The sequence below is a fragment of the Microbacterium sp. K24 genome (assembly GCF_004794465.1).
Lineage (GTDB): Bacteria > Actinomycetota > Actinomycetes > Actinomycetales > Microbacteriaceae > Microbacterium.
In genome coordinates this window covers 75,853-95,007 of record NZ_SSDJ01000067.1, presented here as the reverse complement: position 1 = coordinate 95,007, position 19,155 = coordinate 75,853, and the positions used below count along the sequence as shown (strand labels likewise).

The following is a 19,155-nucleotide window of genomic DNA, read 5'->3' as shown; positions in this document are numbered from 1 at the left end:
TGCTCGACGCGCGAGGAGCTCATCAGAGCAGCCTGGCGGGCGGGCAGAGTCGTGGGTCGGGAGCGAGGGGCCGATCTCGTCGACCTCCAGCTCGATCGCGGTGCGCTGGTTGCCCTCGCGGTCCTGGTAGGAGCGCTGACGCAGACGGCCCTGCGCGATGACGCGCATGCCCTTCGTCAGCGAACCCGCCACGTGCTCGGCGAACTCGCGCCAGACGGACGCACGGAGGAACAGCGCATCGCCGTCCTTCCACTCGTTCGCGGCACGGTCGAAGTTCCGAGGCGTCGATGCGATGGTGAAGTTCGCCACCGGCAGCCCGTTCTGCGTGTAGCGCAGCTCGGGGTCGGCCGTGAGGTTGCCCACCACGGTGATGACGGTTTCGCCGGCCATGGCGCTTAGGCCTTCGCAGCCTTGGCGGCCTTGCGGGCAGCCTTCTCTTCGGTGCGCTTGGCCTCGAATGCGACCATCGCCTGAGCCTCTTCCGAACGGAGGACCTTGGTGCGCATGATCTGCTCGTTCAGCTTCAGCTGACGGTCGAGCTCCTGCGTGGCCTCGCTGGTAGCGGTGAAGTTGACGACGGCGTAGATGCCCTCGTTCTTCTTCTGGATCTCGTAGGCCAGACGGCGCTTACCCCAGATGTCGACCTTGTCGATCGAGCCACCATCGTTGGTGATGACCTTCAGGAACTTGTCGAGCGTAGGGGCTACCTGGCGCTCGTCGATCTCGGGGGTCAGAATGACCATGAGTTCGTACTGGTGCGTCACTTACCCACCTCCTTCGGACTAGAACGGTTTCCGCGTATCTCGCGGAAACAGGAGGGTGTGTGAACGTGCCCGCCAGAAGGCGGACAACCTGGACAGTCTAGCGGAGTTCCCCGCGCGTCGCGAACGGCGGCCGGATCACCCCGCGACGACCTCCGCGACCGTGCGGCCCGCGAGCGCGGGGATGCCGAGACCGGTGAGGCGGATGCCGTCGGCCTCCAGCCCCTGCGGGATCCAGTCCTCGCCGAACATCACCGCGGCCGCCGCACCGGCGAGCGCGGGCAGCGACGCGGCGTTCCGCGGCTGCGCGAGAGCGCCCAGCAGCAGGTCGTCGGCGCTGGTCGCGGCGGCCACGTGCGCGAGCAGGAAGCCGAACGTCTCGGGTGCCGCGATCGGATAGCTGTAGACGAAGTCGCCGACCTGGGTGCTCAACCGCCGCGCCCGATCCATCGGGCCGGAGGCATCGGCCGCCACCCGCAGCGACGACTCCGCCATCCGGCGGCTCCAGGTGTCTTCCGGCAGCTGCTCGACCGCGAGCGCCACGGCATCCGCCGCCGCTGCGCCGTCGACCAGCGCACCGAACAGCGTCGCCGAGGCCCTCGCGCACCACACGCCGTCGAGCGAGTGGGTGATCGCGGCATCCGCCTCGGCCGCATCGACGGCTCCGGACGATCCGTGCACGGCGACCGCGGCGAGCGCCCGCACGGTCGCGATGTCGTCGAAGTAGTGGGCGTTGTCGTGGCCCGACTGGGGCGGCTCGGCTCCCTTGCGCAGGTTCTGCAGGGCGAGCTTCGTGCCGATGCGGGCGCGCAGTCCGCTCTCGGGATCGGCTTCGAGGTCGGCGAGCTCGCGCCACTCCGTGAGGCCGAGGTCGTGGGCGTGCTGGCGCGCCGAGAACGCGAACCATTCGATGTTCTCCCCCGCTCCCGGGTGCAGCACGCTCGGCGGAGCCGCGTGCGTGAACGGTCGCGGCACGGTGGTGGTGCGGTCGTCGTCGCCGAGCTTGGCGAGGATGCGCACGCGGTTGACGCGCTTCGGCGGCAGGGCGTGCACGCGGAAGTCGGCGTTCATCGGCGAGCTCGCCTCGCCGGCGGTGATGCCCCGGGTGAAGAGATCGATCAGGGGGGTGGTCATGCGCGCGCCTCCTCGACGATGCGGGTCAGGGTGTCGGCGGCGTCCAGAGGGTGGATGCCGGCCATCGAGCGGATGCACGACCCGGCGACCGGACGGAGCCCGGCGACCCATTCGTCGGGCAGGTCGCCGATGCCGGAGATCGCACCGCCGATGCAGCCGGCGATGGCCGCCGTCGTGTCGGCGTCGCGTCCCATGTTGACGGCGAAGAGGATGCTGTCGGCGGCGCGCCCTTCGGCGTGCAGCACCGAGGCCATCGCCAGCCCGACGGCTTCGGGCGCGAGGTCGGCCCAGAAGTAGTCGGCGACGGCGAGGCGGTCGTGCAGAGCGAGGGCGAGCGCGTCGTCGTCGAGCCCCGAGTGCACGAGGTCGCGGGCGTCGCGCAGGTTGCGGGCGGTCCAGCTGTCGGCAGGGATCGCGGCGAGTCCCGCCTCGTAGCAGGCGGCGGCATCTGCTCCGGTGAGCGCGGTCGTCACGGCGACCGCCACGACGACGCCCGCCCAGATGCCCTCGGTGGTGTGGCTCACCGCGCCGTCGGCCTCGGCCAGCCGCCGCGCGAGGTCGACGTCGCCGTCGGCGACGATCCCGAGCGGGCTCACGCGCATCGCGAGTCCGTCGCTCCACCCGTGCATGGTGTCTCCGGTGAGCGGCGGGCGGATGCCGTGGCGCAGGTTGTCGATCGCGGCCATCTCGCTGAAGCCGCCGCCCTTGAAGTCGTCGGCCTGCGGCAGCACGTCGTCGATCCACGTCTGCATGAAGTCGTCGGCGGTGGCGCCGGTGCCGACGCGCTGCACGGTCTTCGCCGTCAGCAGGGCGTACTCGGTGTCGTCGCTGCCGGCGGGCTCCGGGTCGAGGTAGCCGGTCACCCGGCCGTGGGCGGCCTGGATCTCTGCGGCGGAGAAGCCCTCGACCGGCCGCCCGATCGCGTCGCCGATGGCGAGGCCGGCGAGCGACCCTCGGGCTCGGTCCTGCAGGGTCGGCGTGGGAGAAGTCATGAACGTCCTTGTCTCTCGGGGGTGAGTCCGTGCGTCGGGAGGAGCGTTGCGGTGCGACGGGCGAGGTCGTCGATGGCGACGCCGTCGAGACCGGGAAGGCTCGTCGCGATGCGATTCTTCAGCGGGTCGGTGAGGTGCGTGGGCAGCCGCTCGAAACCGGCGAGGCCGCCGAGCACCGAGCCGACCGTCGCGCCGGCGGAGTCGGTGTCCCAGCCGGTGATCACGGCCAGCGGCACACCGCGCGTGACGTCGCCGCCGCTGCGGGCGAGGGCGAACGCGATGAGCGCCGCGTTGTTGAGGGTGTGCACCCAGTGCAGGTGTCCGTAAGCGGCATGCAGGTCGTCGATGGCCGCCGCGTCGTCGAGGTCTCCGCGGCCGAGCTCGGCGCCGTGCGCGATCGCCGCCGCGAGCTCGCTGTCCGAGGGCACGGCGGTCGCGGCGAGGGCGAGCACCTCGTCGACGGATGCCGCGACCAGCGAGGCCGACGTGAGCGCCGCCGCCCACATCGCACCCCAGAGCCCGTTGCGGGTGTGGCTGAGGCGGGCATCCGTCCAGGCCATGCGCGCGGCCTCGGCGATGTCGCCCGGGTTGATCCACCCGTAGACGTCGGTGCGGATGAGGGCGCCGATCCATTCGCGGAACGGGTTGCGCACGCGCCCCGCCTCGTCGGGCCGGTATCCGTCGAGGAGGTTACGGTACGCGATGCGCTCGGCCGTGAACGTGCGCCCGGCCGGGAGATCCGCCAGCCACGCCTGCGCGATGTCGTCGGTCGTGAACCCGCGGCCCGCGGTCTCGAGCACCCGCAGGTTCAGCAGCGGGTAGTTGAGGTCGTCGTCCTCCGGCATCCCGTCGATGTTCTCGACCAGCGAGTTGACCGACGACCGGCGGTTCCACGGCCAGCGTGCGGCGACGTCGGCCGGGAGCCCCTGCGCGGTGAAGTAGTCGGTGAGGGGCCAGCGTCCGGTGGACCGGAGGATCTCCTCGATGCCCTCGCGCGGGATCTTCTCGACCGGCTTGCCCCACAGGCATCCGGCCGATCGCCCCGCCCACGCGCCGTGGAGGCGGTCGAGCAGCGCAGCATCTTCCGGCGGCGCGATCGGCGCCGGGATGCTCGCGAGCAGGGCCCGCACCTCGGGCCACTCGGTCGGCTCCGACGTCGGGGCGACCACGTCGTCGAGCTCGACGAGGAGTGCACGGGCGAGCGCCCGGAGCTCGTCGGACGCGGCGTCCGGCGTCGCCCCGCCCCGCACCGGATCGAGGTCGCCGCCCGCCGCGCGCCAGCGTTCCGCGATCGCGTCGACGTCCTTTCCCTCAGCGCGGGCCTGCACGATCTCGTGCGGCAGCAGATCCTCGGGTTGCGCCCAGGTCAGGCGCATCACGCCCCCCGCAGGGCCGCGACCCGTCGGACATCGGCTTCGGCGCGCGCGGCATCCTTCTCCATGATCTCCACGGCGACGTCGGACAGCAGCGCGGCGTACTCGTCGAAGTCGACGCGGCTGGCCTCGGCGATCGTGTCGAAGATCTCGGTCGGGATGACCTCGCGCCCGCCGAGCCCGGCGGCGATGCTGCCCGCCATCGATGCGATCGAGTCGGAGTCGCGGCCGTAGTTGACGGCCCCGAGCACGGTCGGCAGGAACGCGCCGTCGTGCGCGACGAGGAAGCCCAGCGCCACCGGCAGCTCTTCGATGGACTTGGTGCGCGAAGGCAGCCGAGCGTCCATGGCCGGCTCGCGGTAGGCGTCGCCGACCGTGTCGAACGGACGGATCGCGTCGCGCAGCGCGCGGCCGATGGCGTCGTCGTCGGCATCCGCAGGCAGAGCGCGTGCCGCGTCGACCACGGCGCGGATCGCCGCGGCCGTGCCGTCACGCGCCACCCGCAGCACCGCATCGACCACCGAGTCGACGGTGGCATCGAGGGCGACGGATGCCGCGACCGCGGCCGCGAACACCCCCGCGGCCTCGCGTCCGTAGCTCGACTGGTGCGCTCCGGCGACGTCGATCGCCTCGGCGTACGCCGCCTCGGGGTTGCCGGCGTTCACGATGCCGACCGGCGCCATGTACATCGCGGCGCCGCAGTTGACGACGTTGCCGACGCCCGCTTCGCGCGGGTCGGCGTGTCCGTACTGCAGCCGGGCGACCAGCCACTTCTCGGCGAGGAAGATGCGCTGCAGCAGGATCGACTCGCGCTCCAGCTCCGGGATCCAGCGGATCTCGGTCTGCAGCAGCGGCACGAGCAGCTCGGCGACCGTGAAGGCGTCGATGTGGTCGCGACGCTCGGCGTACACCCGGATCAGAGCCTGCGTCATCAGGGTGTCGTCCGTGATGTGCCCGTCGCCCTTGTGGTACGGGCTGACCGGCCGGGCGGTCTGCCAGTCCAGGTGATAGGGCGGCACGATCCCGGTGATGGGACCCCCGTACCGCTCCTTGATCTTTTCCGGACTGAACCCCTCGGCCGCCCCGCCCAGGGCGTCGCCGATGGCCGACCCTGCGAGCACGGCCGCCGTGCGTTCCCGAATCCAGCTCATGCCATTCCTCTCCTAGAGGTGGGGCGGATGACCGGCATCCGCCCCACCGTCGTCAACCGTTGACCTGTGCCCAGCCGTCGTCGAGCTCGGAGGTCAGGCCCTTGTCGTCGATCTCGCCGCCCAGGAACTTCTGGAACGCCGGGGTCGCGACCGTGTCCTTCCAGCGCACGAAGCCGTTCGCCTGCAGGAACACGGGGCCTTCGAGGCCCTCCGCCGACTTCACGATCTCGGGCCAGCCGTTCTGATCGGCCGTCTCCTCGGCGAGCGCCTCGCGGGCGGACACCGTCGTCGGGATGAGGCCGTCGGCGATGTTCATCTTCACGAGGTTGTCGGTCTGCATGAAGTAGTCGACGAACTTGCCGGCCTGCTCCGTGTAGGGCGAGTCGATGTTGACCGACAGCGTCTGCGGGTTGGCGGCCTGGACCGCCCCCTCGGAGCCGGCGAGCGGCGGCAGCACGATCCAGTCCATGTCGGCCGGGGCGTCGGTGGCGATGTTCGCCACCTGGTACGAGCCCTGCACGGTCATGGCGGCCTTGCCGGCGTAGAACGTGGCCAGCACGTCGGATCCCGACTGCGTGACGCCGATCGGGTCGACCGAGCCTTCTTCGATCATGTCGCGCACGCGGCTCGGCACCTCGAGGTCGGCGTCCTTGACGTCGACCTTCATGTCGTCGCCCTCGCCCGTGAAGTATTCCGAGCCGAAGCCCATGCCGAGGCTCATGAATGCAGCGGTCGGGCTCTTCAGACCCCAGGTGATGCCGTGCACGTCACCGGCGGTCGTGGCCTTCGCGATGTCGGCGAGCTCGTCCCAGGTCATCGAGTCGCCGGTCGGGATCTCGACCCCTGCCGACTCGAGCAGCGTCTTGTTCGCGAACACGACGTAGGTCTGGAGCTCGGTGGGAGCGCCGATGATCTGGTCGTCGACGGTGACCGACTCGAGCACACCGGGATCGATGTCGTCGATGGTCTCCTTGCTGAGCAGGTCGCTCAGGTCGGCGAGGTAGCCGTCACGGGCGAAGGGCACGATGCCGAGAACCTCGTAGTGGATGATGTCGGGCGCGACCTCGCCGGCGAACTGCGTCGTCAGCTTGTCGTCGAGGCTGTCGGTCGGCGCCTGCACGATCTCGACCTGGATGTCGGGGTTGTCGGCGTTCCAGGCGTCGACGATCTCCTTCGTCGCCTGGATCGCCGCCGGCTGGTCGGAGAACGACTGGAACGTGATCGACACGGGTTCGCCGTCGCCGGTTTCTTCGGGGGTGTCGCCGCCCGAGCAGGATGCGAGGGTCAGCGCCGTCACCGCCGCTGCGGCGAGCGCGATGGACGCGCGATGAAGCTTCTTCACTTCATACCTCTTTCTCTTAGTGGTGGGGGATTGCGGGATCTGCGGGGTCAGCCCTTGACCGCGCCCGAGAGCAGGCCGGTCGCCAGCCGTTTCTGCAGCAGCGTGAAGAACACGATGCTCGGGATGCTGGAGAGCAGGGCGCCGGCGGCGAGCGGTCCGACCGCGACCTTGCCCTCGCCGCCGACGAAGGTGCTGAGGGCGATCGGGAGGGTGTAGTTCTCGGGCGACTGCAGCAGCACCAGGGCGAAGAAGAACTCGTTGTAGGCCGACACGAAGCTGAACATCGCGGTCGCGACGAGGCCCGGCATCAGCAGCGGGAACACGACGCGCTGCAACGTGCGCGCCTTGTTTGCGCCGTCGATCGATGCGGCCTCCTCGATGTCGAAGGGGATCGCGGCGACGTAGCCCTGCAGCATCCACAGCGAGAAGGGCAGCGTGTAGACCGAGTACACGGCGATGAGCCCGAGCAGCGAGTCGACGAGACCGGCGGACCGCAGGATGAAGAACAGCGGGATGACGACGAGGATGACCGGGAAGATCTGGCTCACCAGGATGTAGCCGACGCCGATGGAGCGGAGCTTGCCCTGATACCGCGCCATCACGTACGCGCCGGGGATCGACAGCAGGGTGACGATGATCGTGGTCGCGACGGCGACGATGAGGCTGTTGCCCGCCGCGCGGATGAGTCCCTGACGCTCGATGGCGGCCACGAAGTTGTCGATCGTGGGCTGCAGCGGGATCAGATTGACGGCGAGGGAGTTGATCTCGGCGGACGACTTGAACGCGGTGGAGATCAGCCACAGCAGCGGGAAGCCGAGGAAGACGAGGAAGCCGGCGAGCGCCAGGTACTGCAGGGTGCGCACCAGCGGCGTGGTGCGCACGCCGCTCCGGGCGCGCTGCTTCTTCTTCGTGCCCTGCGTGACCATGGCGCGGGTCGCGGTGCTCTCGCTCATCGTGCGGTCCTCTCCGGTCGCAGCTGTCGCCACAGGGCGATCACGAGGATCACGACGAGGAAGATGACGATCACGTCGCCCATCGCCGCGGCGCCTCCGGTGTTGCGGGTCTTGAAGGCCTCGATGTAGGTGAAGAGCATCGGCAGCATCGTGCGTCCGCCCGGGCCGCCCTCGGTCATGACGTAGACGATGCCGAAGGAGTTGAAGTTCCAGATGAAGCTCAGGCTCGCGATCGAGAAGATCACCGGGCGCAGCGCCGGCAGCGTGACGCTGACGAAGCGGCGCCACGTGCTCGCTCCGTCGACGGCGGCCGCCTCGAGCAGCTCACCCGGAACCTGCTGCAGCCCGGCGAGCAGCACGACCGTGTTCTGCGGCATGCCGACCCAGACGCCGACGAGGATGACCGCCGGAAGGGCGAGACCGAAGTCGCCGAGCCAGTTGATGTTCTGGGGGCCGCCGAGGGATTCGATCAGCCAGTTCAGCGGACCGTTCGTCGGCGAGTAGATCATCTGCCACATGACGGCGACGACCACCGGCGGCATCGCCCACGGGATGAGCGCGAGCACGCGGGTGATGCCGCGGAAGCGGAGGTCGGTGTTCAGCAGCAGGGCGAGGCACAGGCCGCCGATCAGCTGCAGCGCGGTCACGACGACGGCCCAGATCATGCCGATGCCGAACGACTGCCAGAACTGCGTGTCGGAGCCCAGCTTGATGAAGTTCTCGAAGCCGATGAACTGCGTCTCGTGGTGACGGGCGAGGCGGGAATCGGTGAAGGCGGTCGCCACGCCGATGAAGAGCGGCACGACACTGAGCACGAGGATCGGGATCAGCGTCGGGATGACGAGGCCGATCGCCTCGTTGCGGCGGGAACGGGCGAGGCCGCCCTTGCGCGGCGCGCTCTTCGCAGCCGCCTTCGGGGCGGTGCTCTTCGACGCGGTGATGCTCATGCGGACTCTCCGATCGTCGAGGCCCGCACCACGAGCGTGGCCTCCACCGTCTCGCGCCGGGTCGGCCGGGACGGGTCGGCGAAGCGCTCGCTCAGCATGCGGGCGGCGATGCGGCCGCGGCGCTCGGACTGAAGGGAGACCGAGGTCAGCGGCGGGCTGTACAGCGCGGCGAGGTCGGTGTCGTCGATGCCGGTCACGGCGATGTCCTCGGGGACGCGCAGGCCCTGACGGCGCGCGGCGTTGATCGCGCCGATCGCGATGAGGTCGTTCGCGCATACGATCGCGTCGATCTGCTCGCCGCTCTCACGGGTCGCGGCGAGCAGCCGCTCGGCGGCCTCCACTCCCGAACCGACGGTGAAGTCGGCGGCGGTGACCTGGAGGGCCTCGCTGCGGGCGAGCCGGTGACGCTCGACCGCGGCCGTGAAGCCGGCGCGCCGGGCGGCGCCGGGGTTCGTGTTCCCCGGTCCGTTGATCACGCCGATGTGGGTGCGGCCGATGTCGACGAGGTGATCGACGACCATCCCGACGGCGACGGCCGAGTCGACGAAGACGCTGTCGATGCTGAGCTCCGAGTGCAGGGTGCCGATGACGACGACCGGCACGACCGTGTCGGCGAGAGCCTGGCGGAGTGCGGGGGTGACCCGCAGCGGAGAGATGATCAGCCCGTCGCCGGCGCCCATGCTGAGCATGCGGACGAGCTCGACGGTCTGGTCGGGGCGCCGCCCGGTCGCCGAGACGCTGATGCGGGTCGTCTCGCCCAGCTCCTCCTCGATCGCGCGGAGCATCTGCACGTAGTTCGGGTTGCCGATGTCGTCGACCGCGAAGACGACCTGCGGGTGCCCGCCGAGGCGCAGCGACCGCGCGGTCGCATCGGGCAGGTAGCCGATGCGCTTGGCTGCGGTGCGCACCTTGCGCACCATCTCGGGACTCGCGGATCGACCGGTGAGCGCACGCGAGGCGGAGGCCAGCGAGACGCCGGCCGCCGCAGCGACCTGGTGAAGTGTCGGCTTCGTCCCCATGGTTCTCCTCGTCGAGTGGAAACGTTTCCAGCATCCGCGTGTGGAAACGTTTCCAAATCGGCGCTGGTCGGGCTCCAGGGAATCTAGGCGGAGTCCCCCGCGGGTGTCAAGACCCTGCGTCGGCCGCGCGCAGGATCCGCTCGGCGCGACCGCGCATCGCCGGATCCACCATCTCGCCGGAGGCGAGTGTCGCGACTCCTCCGGCCTCCAGCGCGGCGAGGACCTCTTCCGCCCAGGCCCGGTCGGCGGCGGTCGGAGCGAACACCGCGGCGATCACCGCGAGCTGCACGGGGTGCACGGCCATCCGGCCGAACAGCCCGAGCTCCGCGATCCGCCGAGTGTCAGCGCGCAGTCCCTCCTCATCGCGGATCGCCGGATACACCGACCCCATCGGTGCGGGAAGACCGGCCGCCCGTGCCGCGAAGAGCACGGTGAGCCGGGCGTGATCCAGCATCCGCTCCCCTCCCCCGACCTCGCTCCGCAGGTCGCTCTCGCCGAGCGCGAGCGCGGTGACGGCAGGATGCTCCGCGATCGGGAGCGCGTTCAGCACGCCGCGCGCCGACTCGAGCAGGGCGACCACGGGGCGCCCTGGCGCGAGGGCGGCGGCGCGATCGACGTCGGCAGCGGTCTCGACCTTCGGAAGACGGATGCCGACCCCGACGGGAAGACCGGCGACCGCGCGCAGATCATCGTCGTCGCCCGCGTTCACACGCACCTGCACGGCTGCGGCGCCTCGTCCCGAGCCGTTCAGCCACTCCACCACCGCCTCACGGGCGCCTCGCTTGCGGTCGGGCGCCACGGCATCCTCGAGGTCGAACACCACCAGGTCGGCGCCGCTGCCCTCCGCCGAGGCGAACCGATCGGCGCGGTCGCCGGGCACGTAGAGGCCGGTGCGGTAGCCCGACATCAGACCGCCCCCGATGCATGCAGCTCGGCGATCTCGGCATCCGTGAATCCGGCATCGCGCAGCACGGCGTCGGTGTCGGCGCCGTGCCGGCGTCCTGCCCAGCGGATCGACCCCGGGGTGCGCGACAGGCGGAAGAGCACGTTCTGCATCGCGACGTCGCCGAGCTCGTCGTCAGCGACGCGCACCACGGTGCCCAGGGCGCGGTACTGCGGATCCTCGACCACGCCGCGCACGTCGTAGACGGGGGCGATCGCCGCGGATGCCGCCTCGAACGCGGCGACAACGTCGTCGGCGTCATGGGCGCCGATCCACGACTGCACGGCATCGTCGAGCTCGTCGGCGTGCAGCGCGCGCTCATGACCCGATCGGAACCACGGTTCGTCGATCAGCTCGGCACGACCGACCACCGCCATCACGCGCTCGGCGATCGACTGCGAACTCGTCGAGACCGCCAGCCACACGTCATCGCGCGAGCGGTAGACGTTGCGGGGCGCGTTGTTGACCGAGCGGTTGCCGGTGCGCGGCTGCACGGTGCCGAGCTGATCCCAGGCGGTGATCTGCCCGCCGAGCAGCATGAGGATCGGCTCGATGATCGCCATGTCGACGACCTGGCCTCGACCGTCGCGCTCGGCGCTGCGCAGCGCCGCCATCACCGCGTACGAGGTCGCGAGGGCGGCGATGCCGTCGGCCAGTCCGAACGGCGGGAGCGTGGGCGGACCGTCGGGATCGCCCGTCAGCGCCGCGAATCCGCTCATCGCCTCGGCCAGGCTGCCGAACCCCGGGCGCGAGGAGTACGGCCCGAACTGCCCGAAGGCCGTGACCCGGGCCAGGACGAGGCGCGGGTTCGCCGCGTGCAGTCGCTCCGGGGAGAGTCCCCAGCGCTCCAGCGTGCCGGGGCGGAAGTTCTCGATCATGACGTCGGCGTCCGCCACGAGCCGCAGCAGCACCTCGGCGCCGGCGGCGGAACCCAGATCGACGGTCGCCGTGCGCTTGTTGCGCCCGAGCGTCTTCCACCACAGGTTGACGCCGTCCTTCTGCGGGCCGTGTCCGCGCGAGGCATCGGGACGCGTCGGATGTTCGATCTTGATGACGTCGGCGCCGAAGTCGCCGAGGAACGTCGCCGCGAGAGGCCCCGCGAACAGCGTCGACACGTCGAGCACCCGCACGCCCTCGAGCGGAGGCGGTGGAACAGTTCTCAGATCATCCTGGTCCGACACCGAGACATGATAGCCAGACGTCCGGCGCGGATCGACCCCCGGTCAGAGCGGGGCCTCAGAAGCGACGGCGGGCCGTGCGCACCACGAGGAAGATCAAGTAGACGCCGCCGAGCACGAGCGTGACGACGCCGACCGGGAGCGCCCGTCCGGGGATGCCGTTCTGCCCGATGATGTCGGCCAGCGACAGCAGCACGGATCCGGTGAGTGCCGTGGCGACGAGATGGAGCGGCCCGTTCTTCACGATCAGCTTGGCCAGATGCGGAGCGGCGAGGGCGACGAACGCGATGGGTCCGATGGCCGCGGTGACGACGCCGCAGAGCCCCACGGCGATCGCGATGAGCCCGATCCTCGTGAGATTCACCCGGCCGCCGAGGCTCGTGCCGATGTCGTCACCCAGCTCGATGAGCCAGAGACCCCGGCGTGCGAAGCCCAGGAGCACGATCAGCGCCGACACGACGATGATCGGCAGTGCGGCCTGCGCCCATCCGAAGCCGTTCAGCGATCCCGCTCCCCAGATCGCGGCCGAGATCGCCACCTCGAGGCGTGCGCGCAGCAGCATCCAGGCGTTCACCGCCGCGAGGATCGCGCTCACGCCGATGCCGACGATGACGATGCGATAGCCGAGCGCGCCGCGTCCGGCGACGAGGGCGGCCACGAGCGCGGCGGTCGCGAAGCCGCCGAGCACCGCGGCGATCGCGACGGCGACGCCCGACGAGCCGCCGGTGGTCATCACGATCAGGGCACCCGTGTACGCGCCGGTGGTCAGGCCGATCACGTCGGGGCTGCCGAGCGGGTTGCGGGTGATCGTCTGGAACACCGTTCCGGCCAGGGCCAGCGCCGCCCCGAAGAACACCGCGGCGAGTGCGCGGGGCAGCCGCCAGTCCACCACGACCATGCGGATGCCGCCCTGCGTCTCGAACAGCGCCTGGATCACACGGATCGGCGAGAGCACGGTGTCGCCGATCGACAGGCTCGCGAGGAACGACGCCGCCAGCACCGCGATGAGGATCACCATCGCCCCGCGCGCCCGGCGACTCGGCGGACGACGGCGGATCCCGGTGCGTGGTGCGGCGCTCACAGCTGCACCGGATTCCGTCGGCGGCCGAGCCAGATGAGGAACGGCGCCGCGACGAAGGCCATGACGATGCCCACCGGCACCTCCTGCGGCGCGATGATGACGCGTCCGACCACGTCGCCGAGCACCACGACGATCGCCCCGATCACGGCCGCGAGCGGCACGATCGCCTTCTGCGACGACCCGACGATCCCGCGGGCGATGTGCGGCGCCGCGAGCCCGAGGAACGCGACGGGACCGGCCACGGCGGTCGCGGTGCCGGCGAGGAGGGTGACCGAGGCGACGGCACCGGTGCGGAGCGGTCCGATGCGCACGCCGAGCGACGCGGCCGTGTCGTCGCCCAGGGCGAGCACGTCGAGGCTGCGCGTGATCGCGAAGGCCAGCACGAGTCCCACAGCGATCGTGGGGCCGGCGACCGTGAGGATCGACAGATCGCGACCGGCCAGGGCGCCCGATTCCCAGCTGCGCATCTGCAGGAAGGCGTGCGGGTTGAGCAGCACGAGCGCCGTCGTCAGCCCGCCGAGCACCGCGGCGAGCGCGACCCCGGCGAGCACGAGCGTGACCGGACTGCCGCCGCCCGCCGCGCCGAGCAGCACGACGCCGATGGTCGTGACGAGCGCCCCGACGAGCGCGAAGATCATGAGCTGCGGGAAATCCCGGATGCCGAGGGCGGCGACCGCGATCGCCACGGCGACCGAGGCGCCGGCGTTGACGCCGAGGATGCCGGGATCGGCGAGCGCGTTGCGGGTGAGCCCCTGCATCACGGCACCCGCGGCTCCGAGGGCCAGGCCCACGACGATGCCGAACACCGTGCGCGGGATGCGCGACTCGCGCACCACCAACTGCAGGTCGCTCCCATCGAAGTCCGTGATCGCGCGGATCGCGGTGTCGAGGCCCACGAGCTTGGCTCCGACCGTGAGCCCGATGCCTGCCGCGACGACGAGCGCGGCGAAGGAGAGCACGACGACGAGCGCGATCCGCCCCGGAGAGATCCGGGACGGATCGCGTCGCGTGCGTGCGACGCTGCTCATGCGATCGTGCTCATGCGACCGAGGTCACTCCGCGGTGCGGGCCGGGCCGTTCCCCGCGATCGCATCGGCGAGGGCCGGGACCAGGGCGTCGATCACGTACGGGAGGCTGAGCGGAGAGGTGAAGTAGATCGCGCCGGCGGTCACGCCGTCGGTGTAGACCACGGATCCGTTCTTCATCGCGTCGACGGCGGTGACGAACGGCTCGGCCTCGAGCGCGGTGATGTCGTCGTCGGACTCCGTGCCCCAGATGAGCACGTCGGCCGCGTTGAGCACGTCGAGGTTCTCGACGGGGATGTACGCCTGGCCGCCCGACTCGTCCTCCGGGGCGTACGCGTCGATCTCCGACGGGATCGAGAAGCCGAGGTCGGTGAGGAAGTCGGTGCTGAGGCCGTCCTGGTAGGCGATCGCCGACCCGTCGTAGATCGCGTTCTGCAGGAACACGACCGAGGCGTCGGCGAACTCGGGGTGCGCCTCGGCCGCCTCGGCGAACTGGGCGTCGATGTCGTCGACGAGCTTCTGCGCGTCTTCGGTACGGCCGACGGCCTTGCCGATCTGCAGGGTCTGCACGTCCCACGGCTCGAAGTACATCGAGTAGTCGCCCGAGTGCGCGATGGTCGGCGCGATGTCGGAGAGGCGGTCGTAGTCCTCCTCCGTCATGCCGGCGTTGGTGCCGATGATCAGGTCGGGATCGAGCAGGGCGATGGCCTCGAAGTCCAGGCCGTCGCTCGTGCCGAGCACCTCGGGCTCGGAGTCGCCGCGCGCCTCGTCGGCCCACGGCCACGACGCGAAGTCGTATCCGCCGTACCACTCGGTCACGCCCACCGGCTCGATGCCCAGCGCCCAGAGGGTGTCCTGCTCGGTGTAGCCGACGGTGACGACGCGCTGCGGCTGCTCGGGGATCTCCGTGTCGCCGTAGGCGTGCTCGACCGTGACGGGGAAGGCTCCGTCGTCGGCGGCGGGGGCCGCGCCGTCGGGGTTCTCGGCGGCCGGTGCGCAGGCGGACAGAGCCGCGGCGGCGACGGCGAGGGCGAGGAAGGCGGTGAGGGCCTTCGAACGTGGGAGGGACATGGCGAAACCTGTTCGTCGAAGTTAGGGTTGCCTCAGCTTACTCAGCTGGGTTCGATTCGCGCATCCGCAGATCACGATGGGGAGCCGTGCCCACGCGCGGATGTCGGAGGAGCCGCCGAACATTTGGCATGCTGGAGGGCGTGCCCCGATGACCGTCGTCGGGGCATACGACTGAAGGGGGGACGCCATGCGCGTCAACAAATGGGGGGTCGGCGTGATTCTCGCCGCCTCCGTGCTGCTCACCGGGTGCGCCGGAGGATCCGACAAGCCTGCCGACGAGAAGCCCAGCGGTGCCGCTCAGGAGGAGAACGCCGCTCCCGAGTCCGACTGCCCCGAGCTGAAGGACGGTGCGACCATCGACGGCGCCGCCCTGGCGGAGTGCGTCACGGAGGCCATGTCCGACACGGCCGGCTTCGCGGCGAAGATGACCACGCTCGGCATGGAATCCACCAGCCGTTACAACCCCGCCGAGGGCGCTGTCGCGACCGACACGACCTTCGGGTCCATGGTCGTCATCGGCGAGGACACCTGGGTGAAGTCCGCGACCGGCGAATGGCAGGCAGCCGACACCGCCTCGAGCGACCCGACGATCGTCGCGCTGAGCACGGCAGCGTCAGCCGTCGACCCGTCCGACCCGATGGGTGTCGGCGGCACGATGTCGGGCGAGTACACCGTCACCGGCAAGAGCACCCGCCTCGGCGAGGACGTGTTCCTGCTCACCGGCGCCACGGAAGAGGGCGGGACCACCGTCGACGTGGTCTTGGAGATCACCTCCGACTACGTCGTGCTCGCCGCCACCGGCTCGACCGAGCTCGAGGGTCAGAAGATCGAGAGCGTCCAGGAGATCACCGAGTGGGACGTCAAGCAGGACATCGTCGCACCGCTCTGATCGAGAGCTGACGACGGCGGGCCGGGGCTGATGCCTCGGCCCGTCGTCGTCTCTCAGCAGAATTCGTCGGGCCCGCCCCAGCCGCCGACCCAGGCCTCGACCCGCGGATCCGGACGGAGGCGATGGATGCCGGGCGCACGGACGCGCTCCGTCTCGAAGCCCGCGGTCGTGCCCCATCGCTCGGCGCGCTTCAGGGCGCGTCGCGCGCGCAGCGCTCCGAGCGGGGAACCGTCGGCGCCGAGGAGCTCGACGGTCCCGACATCTCCCGCGCCGAGACCGGCGATGCATCCGACGATCCCCCGCGGGTCGAGCACCACGATCGGGTGCCCGAGCTCCCAGACCACACGGGCGTCGGGCTCGACCCCGCCGATGATGATGCGCGGGTCATCGACGGGCGGCGCCGTCCCGGCATCCAGCATCACCCGCGCCTGCGGGAACGCCGCGAGGAGCGAGTCCAGCGCGATGAAGAGCGCGGCCGGCGCAGGAGCGCCCCGCAGCCGCACCAGGAGGTCCGGGGCGTCCCCCCACAGACCCCGTGGGGCGGAACCGGCGACAGGGATCGACGACACGAGTCGGAGCGTCTGGGCGTTCGCGCGCTCGAGCCCCGAACCGTCACGGTCGGCCCATTCCGGGCCGTCGTGCCATGCCACGGCATCCGGCACGTGCGCGAGCAGCGCACCCGCCTGCCACAGGCGGTGCGCCCACTCCCAGTCCTCGCCGCCGTAGGTCGTGAACGACTCGTCGAAACCGCCGGTCTCGTCGAACATCCTCCGCGAGCACGCCATGACGGCGCCGATCACGAAACGGTAGGACCGGTCGTCGGCATCCCGGAGGTTCCGGCTGCGGGCATACTCGTCGGCGAGCCAGGCCGGCTCCGGCAGCTCGTGGCCCGCCGCGGCGTCGACCACCGGTGCGTCGGATGCGACGCCCGCGAAGTCCGCGTGTCGACGGCGACCGACGGTGAGCGCCTCGGGGAGCAGAGCCGGGAGTCGGGTGAGGGCACGGACGTATCCGGGCTCCGGGGCAGTGTCGGCGTCGAGGAAGCACAGGACGTCGCCGCTGCTGGCAGCGACGCCGAGATTGCGTGCCGCGGCGAGGCGGAACCCGCGGTCCTCCTGCCGGACGAGGACCACTCCCGCGGGCACCGAGACCTTCCCCGGGGAGCCGTCGTCGGCGACGACGATCTCGATCAGTTCGCTCGGGTAGTCCTGCACCGACAGCGCGTGCAGAATCCGGGCGAGCGCTGCCGGCTGGTCGTAGTGCGCGACGATCACCGAGACCCGCGGGAGCACCTCGGGATCGACGCCGTCGAGGGCGTCCCACCGGTTGCCGACGACCCACGGATGCCGCGTCACCACGTCAGCCCTTCCCACCAGTGCACGTACGCCTCGGCCACCTCGGGCCACGACATCGGCAGTCTCGTCTGCCCGTGCCAGGTGTGCTCCGGCCGGTCGAGCGCATCACGGACGGCGAGCGCGAGGTCGGGCTCGTCGACCGTGAGCAGCGTTCCGGGACGCAGAGCCGCCATCTCGTCGATGTAGCGGTTGCGTACCGCCACGGGCCGTCGACCCCACCCGATCCATGAAGCCAGCGAACCGGATGCCGAGACATGGCGGTGGGCGATGATCGGCACCGACACGGCGCGGCCCCGTCGGGCGATCTCGTCGTCGTCGAGCCATCCGGTCACGTCGACGTCGACACCGAGGTCGCCGGCACGGCGGACGAAGGCCTCGAGATCGGCGGCGTGGCCCTCGGAGGCGCGGCCAAGCACCGTCATCCGCGTGGCGCCGGCGGCCGCCGCGGCCTGCGCCGCCTCATCGTGGCCCTTGCCGGGATAGAAGAAGCCCAGCACGCCGACGGAGCCGTCGGGCGTCGCATCCCGCGCCTCGGCGTGGACCGCCACCGGCAGCGGGATGCTCGTGACGCGGCCCGACCACACGTCCTCTTCCACGAGCAGCGCGCGCTCGTGCTCGCTGTTGACCACCACGCCTCGCGCTGCCGCCGCCACGCTCGCATAGGCCGCGCGCCGACGGGGCAGGTTCCGCTCACCGTCCGACGCCTGCGGCACGTCGTGGAGGGTGACGCTCACCGGGAGACGGGCGGCGAGCGCGGCGAACGCACGCGCCGCCCCCTCGGGGGAATCCCCCCACAGCCGGTCGGTGAAGTGCACGTGGAGCGCGGTGCCGTCGGCGACGGCGTCCAGGCGGTCGGGGTCGACGGTGCGGAGCGAGGGGCGCACCCCCTGCGCGGCGGCGGCCACCGCGCGCTCGTACACCGCGACGCCGTGCGTTCCGGGGTGCGCGAGCAGCAGCGGCATCCCGCCCATCACGCGCGCCACACGGAGAGCAGAGGCGCCAGACGCTCCACGGCGGCGTCGACGAACTCGGGGTGGGCCGCGTACCAGGCGGCGTGGGCCGCCCGCACCTCGGCATCGTCGATCTCGACGCCCTCGACGAGCCAGTGCGCACGCGGATGGTCGGGCAGCGACCACGCGTCGACGACCTCGGGAACCAGCGGCGCCTGCACCGCGTCGAGGAGGGGCCGGCCGGGATCTGGCGTCTCGCCCGCGAAGCCCAGCATCTCGAGCACGCGCGCGCCGAGGGGCAGCCACACCGCGTTGCCGGGGTGGTTGACCGTGCGGGCATGATCGGCCGTCACCGTGTCGAACAGGTCGGACACCCGCACGTCGGCTCTCCTCTCCCTCTCTCGGAGCGTCTCGATCGACGACCGACCCACCGAACGCACGGCGTCGGGACCGAGGACGGAGACGACCGGGATGCCGGCGGCAGCGGCGAGGGTGCGGATGTCGTGATACGCCACGACCGGCGGGTCTCCTTCGACACCGGGAACACGGATGGCGGCCTGGAAAGGATGCAGCCCGGCGAAGCGCACGGGCGGAACGGTCAGCATCCGTGCCGTCGTGATCGCAGCGATCTGTTGCGTTCCCAGCGGCAGGCCGCGGTAGTCGTCGCGGATGGGCTGGCTCACCACGATGTCGGCCGCGCCCACGACCTCGTGCAGGCGGGCGGTCTCGCCGGCATCCATCTCGAACACCGGGGGAACGCGCGCGAAGCGGTGCTCGGGAGCATCGATCACGAGACGCAGGGACTCGGCCTGGCAGTTGCCGAGGATGACGCCGAAACGCTCGGGGAGAGGCGCGTGACCGAAGAACTCGGAGTAGTGCCGCTCGCGGGCTAGCACCGCCGAGGCGTCCGGCGCAACGCCCGTGCGGGAATCGGGATCTCGGGTCATCGTATGAACGTATACCTCTGAATCTTCTTTCCCTCCCCCCTTGC

At 71.0% G+C, this 19,155-nt stretch carries 19 protein-coding genes; 1 reads left to right on the top strand and 18 read right to left on the bottom strand.

What is annotated here, in order from left to right; genetic code table 11:
* The 15 genes from DW306_RS05185 to DW306_RS05115 form a co-directional block, all read right to left on the bottom strand.
* Positions 1 to 390, bottom strand: a 390-nt coding sequence (locus DW306_RS05185) for a single-stranded DNA-binding protein (RefSeq protein WP_136054574.1), incomplete at its 3' end; no start/stop codon positions are given.
* A 5-nt stretch (positions 391 to 395) separates the two neighbouring features.
* Positions 396 to 764 carry a 30S ribosomal protein S6 gene (gene rpsF / locus DW306_RS05180; protein ID WP_042541520.1) on the bottom strand — a complete coding sequence of 123 codons (369 nt, stop codon included), beginning with the start codon at positions 762 to 764 and terminating at the stop codon, positions 396 to 398.
* A 135-nt stretch (positions 765 to 899) separates the two neighbouring features.
* Positions 900 to 1,895, bottom strand: coding sequence for an ADP-ribosylglycohydrolase family protein (locus tag DW306_RS05175; RefSeq protein ID WP_168429238.1), 996 nt, complete (start codon positions 1,893 to 1,895; stop codon positions 900 to 902).
* A complete protein-coding gene (locus DW306_RS05170) occupies positions 1,892 to 2,887 on the bottom strand; it encodes an ADP-ribosylglycohydrolase family protein (protein ID WP_136054572.1) in 996 nt (331 codons plus the stop codon). Before DW306_RS05170 ends, DW306_RS05175 begins: the two co-directional genes overlap by 4 nt.
* Positions 2,884 to 4,263: an ADP-ribosylglycohydrolase family protein gene (locus tag DW306_RS05165; protein WP_136054571.1), complete on the bottom strand. Its 1,380-nt coding sequence runs from the start codon at positions 4,261 to 4,263 to the stop codon at positions 2,884 to 2,886. The genes DW306_RS05170 and DW306_RS05165 overlap by 4 nt, the downstream gene beginning before the upstream one ends.
* Positions 4,263 to 5,411, bottom strand: coding sequence for an ADP-ribosylglycohydrolase family protein (locus DW306_RS05160; protein WP_136054570.1), 1,149 nt, complete (start codon positions 5,409 to 5,411; stop codon positions 4,263 to 4,265). The genes DW306_RS05165 and DW306_RS05160 overlap by 1 nt, the downstream gene beginning before the upstream one ends.
* Before the next feature lie 52 nt (positions 5,412 to 5,463).
* Positions 5,464 to 6,753, bottom strand: coding sequence for a sugar ABC transporter substrate-binding protein (locus DW306_RS05155; RefSeq protein WP_136054569.1), 1,290 nt, complete (start codon positions 6,751 to 6,753; stop codon positions 5,464 to 5,466).
* Positions 6,754 to 6,800: 47 nt separating this feature from the next.
* On the bottom strand, positions 6,801 to 7,706 hold the full coding sequence (locus tag DW306_RS05150) for a carbohydrate ABC transporter permease (protein WP_223623282.1): 906 nt from the start codon (positions 7,704 to 7,706) through the stop codon (positions 6,801 to 6,803).
* On the bottom strand, positions 7,703 to 8,653 hold the full coding sequence (locus DW306_RS05145) for a sugar ABC transporter permease (protein ID WP_136054568.1): 951 nt from the start codon (positions 8,651 to 8,653) through the stop codon (positions 7,703 to 7,705). The genes DW306_RS05150 and DW306_RS05145 overlap by 4 nt, the downstream gene beginning before the upstream one ends.
* A complete protein-coding gene (locus tag DW306_RS05140) occupies positions 8,650 to 9,672 on the bottom strand; it encodes a LacI family DNA-binding transcriptional regulator (RefSeq protein WP_136054567.1) in 1,023 nt (340 codons plus the stop codon). Before DW306_RS05140 ends, DW306_RS05145 begins: the two co-directional genes overlap by 4 nt.
* A gap of 106 nt (positions 9,673 to 9,778) precedes the next feature.
* Positions 9,779 to 10,579, bottom strand: coding sequence for a CoA ester lyase (locus tag DW306_RS05135; protein WP_136054566.1), 801 nt, complete (start codon positions 10,577 to 10,579; stop codon positions 9,779 to 9,781).
* Positions 10,579 to 11,796, bottom strand: a complete 1,218-nt coding sequence (locus DW306_RS05130; RefSeq protein ID WP_240747069.1) for a CoA transferase — start codon at positions 11,794 to 11,796, stop codon at positions 10,579 to 10,581. The genes DW306_RS05135 and DW306_RS05130 overlap by 1 nt, the downstream gene beginning before the upstream one ends.
* A 55-nt stretch (positions 11,797 to 11,851) precedes the next feature.
* Positions 11,852 to 12,874 (bottom strand): iron chelate uptake ABC transporter family permease subunit, encoded by a 1,023-nt coding sequence (locus DW306_RS05125; protein WP_136054565.1) that lies wholly within the window; start codon positions 12,872 to 12,874, stop codon positions 11,852 to 11,854.
* Positions 12,871 to 13,902: an iron chelate uptake ABC transporter family permease subunit gene (locus DW306_RS05120; protein WP_136054564.1), complete on the bottom strand. Its 1,032-nt coding sequence runs from the start codon at positions 13,900 to 13,902 to the stop codon at positions 12,871 to 12,873. Before DW306_RS05120 ends, DW306_RS05125 begins: the two co-directional genes overlap by 4 nt.
* A 24-nt stretch (positions 13,903 to 13,926) precedes the next feature.
* On the bottom strand, positions 13,927 to 14,970 hold the full coding sequence (locus DW306_RS05115) for an iron-siderophore ABC transporter substrate-binding protein (RefSeq protein WP_136054563.1): 1,044 nt from the start codon (positions 14,968 to 14,970) through the stop codon (positions 13,927 to 13,929).
* Positions 14,971 to 15,157: 187 nt separating this feature from the next.
* Between DW306_RS05115 and DW306_RS05110 the strand changes: the two genes are divergently transcribed.
* Positions 15,158 to 15,859 carry a hypothetical protein gene (locus DW306_RS05110; protein ID WP_240747068.1) on the top strand — a complete coding sequence of 234 codons (702 nt, stop codon included), beginning with the start codon at positions 15,158 to 15,160 and terminating at the stop codon, positions 15,857 to 15,859.
* A gap of 53 nt (positions 15,860 to 15,912) precedes the next feature.
* Here the strand turns inward: DW306_RS05110 and DW306_RS05105 are convergent, their stop codons facing one another.
* Genes DW306_RS05105 through DW306_RS05095 form a run of 3 tightly spaced genes read right to left on the bottom strand, consistent with a single transcriptional unit; the run spans position 15,913 to position 19,111 of the window.
* Positions 15,913 to 17,232, bottom strand: coding sequence for a glycosyltransferase (locus DW306_RS05105; RefSeq protein ID WP_136054562.1), 1,320 nt, complete (start codon positions 17,230 to 17,232; stop codon positions 15,913 to 15,915).
* Positions 17,211 to 18,197 carry a hypothetical protein gene (locus DW306_RS05100; protein ID WP_136054561.1) on the bottom strand — a complete coding sequence of 329 codons (987 nt, stop codon included), beginning with the start codon at positions 18,195 to 18,197 and terminating at the stop codon, positions 17,211 to 17,213. Before DW306_RS05100 ends, DW306_RS05105 begins: the two co-directional genes overlap by 22 nt.
* On the bottom strand, positions 18,185 to 19,111 hold the full coding sequence (locus DW306_RS05095) for a WcbI family polysaccharide biosynthesis putative acetyltransferase (RefSeq protein ID WP_136054560.1): 927 nt from the start codon (positions 19,109 to 19,111) through the stop codon (positions 18,185 to 18,187). Before DW306_RS05095 ends, DW306_RS05100 begins: the two co-directional genes overlap by 13 nt.
* Positions 19,112 to 19,155: the final 44 nt, after the last annotated feature.

Coding starts and splice junctions, on each gene's coding strand:
- DW306_RS05175 (WP_168429238.1), bottom strand. CDS start 1,895: ATGACCACCCCCCTGATCGATCTCTTCACCCGGGGCATCACCGCCGGC.
- DW306_RS05170 (WP_136054572.1), bottom strand. CDS start 2,887: ATGACTTCTCCCACGCCGACCCTGCAGGACCGAGCCCGAGGGTCGCTC.
- DW306_RS05165 (WP_136054571.1), bottom strand. CDS start 4,263: ATGCGCCTGACCTGGGCGCAACCCGAGGATCTGCTGCCGCACGAGATC.
- DW306_RS05160 (WP_136054570.1), bottom strand. CDS start 5,411: ATGAGCTGGATTCGGGAACGCACGGCGGCCGTGCTCGCAGGGTCGGCC.
- DW306_RS05150 (WP_223623282.1), bottom strand. CDS start 7,706: ATGAGCGAGAGCACCGCGACCCGCGCCATGGTCACGCAGGGCACGAAG.
- DW306_RS05145 (WP_136054568.1), bottom strand. CDS start 8,653: ATGAGCATCACCGCGTCGAAGAGCACCGCCCCGAAGGCGGCTGCGAAG.
- DW306_RS05140 (WP_136054567.1), bottom strand. CDS start 9,672: ATGGGGACGAAGCCGACACTTCACCAGGTCGCTGCGGCGGCCGGCGTC.
- DW306_RS05135 (WP_136054566.1), bottom strand. CDS start 10,579: ATGTCGGGCTACCGCACCGGCCTCTACGTGCCCGGCGACCGCGCCGAT.
- DW306_RS05120 (WP_136054564.1), bottom strand. CDS start 13,902: ATGAGCAGCGTCGCACGCACGCGACGCGATCCGTCCCGGATCTCTCCG.
- DW306_RS05115 (WP_136054563.1), bottom strand. CDS start 14,970: ATGTCCCTCCCACGTTCGAAGGCCCTCACCGCCTTCCTCGCCCTCGCC.
- DW306_RS05110 (WP_240747068.1), top strand. CDS start 15,158: ATGCGCGTCAACAAATGGGGGGTCGGCGTGATTCTCGCCGCCTCCGTG.
- DW306_RS05095 (WP_136054560.1), bottom strand. CDS start 19,111: ATGACCCGAGATCCCGATTCCCGCACGGGCGTTGCGCCGGACGCCTCG.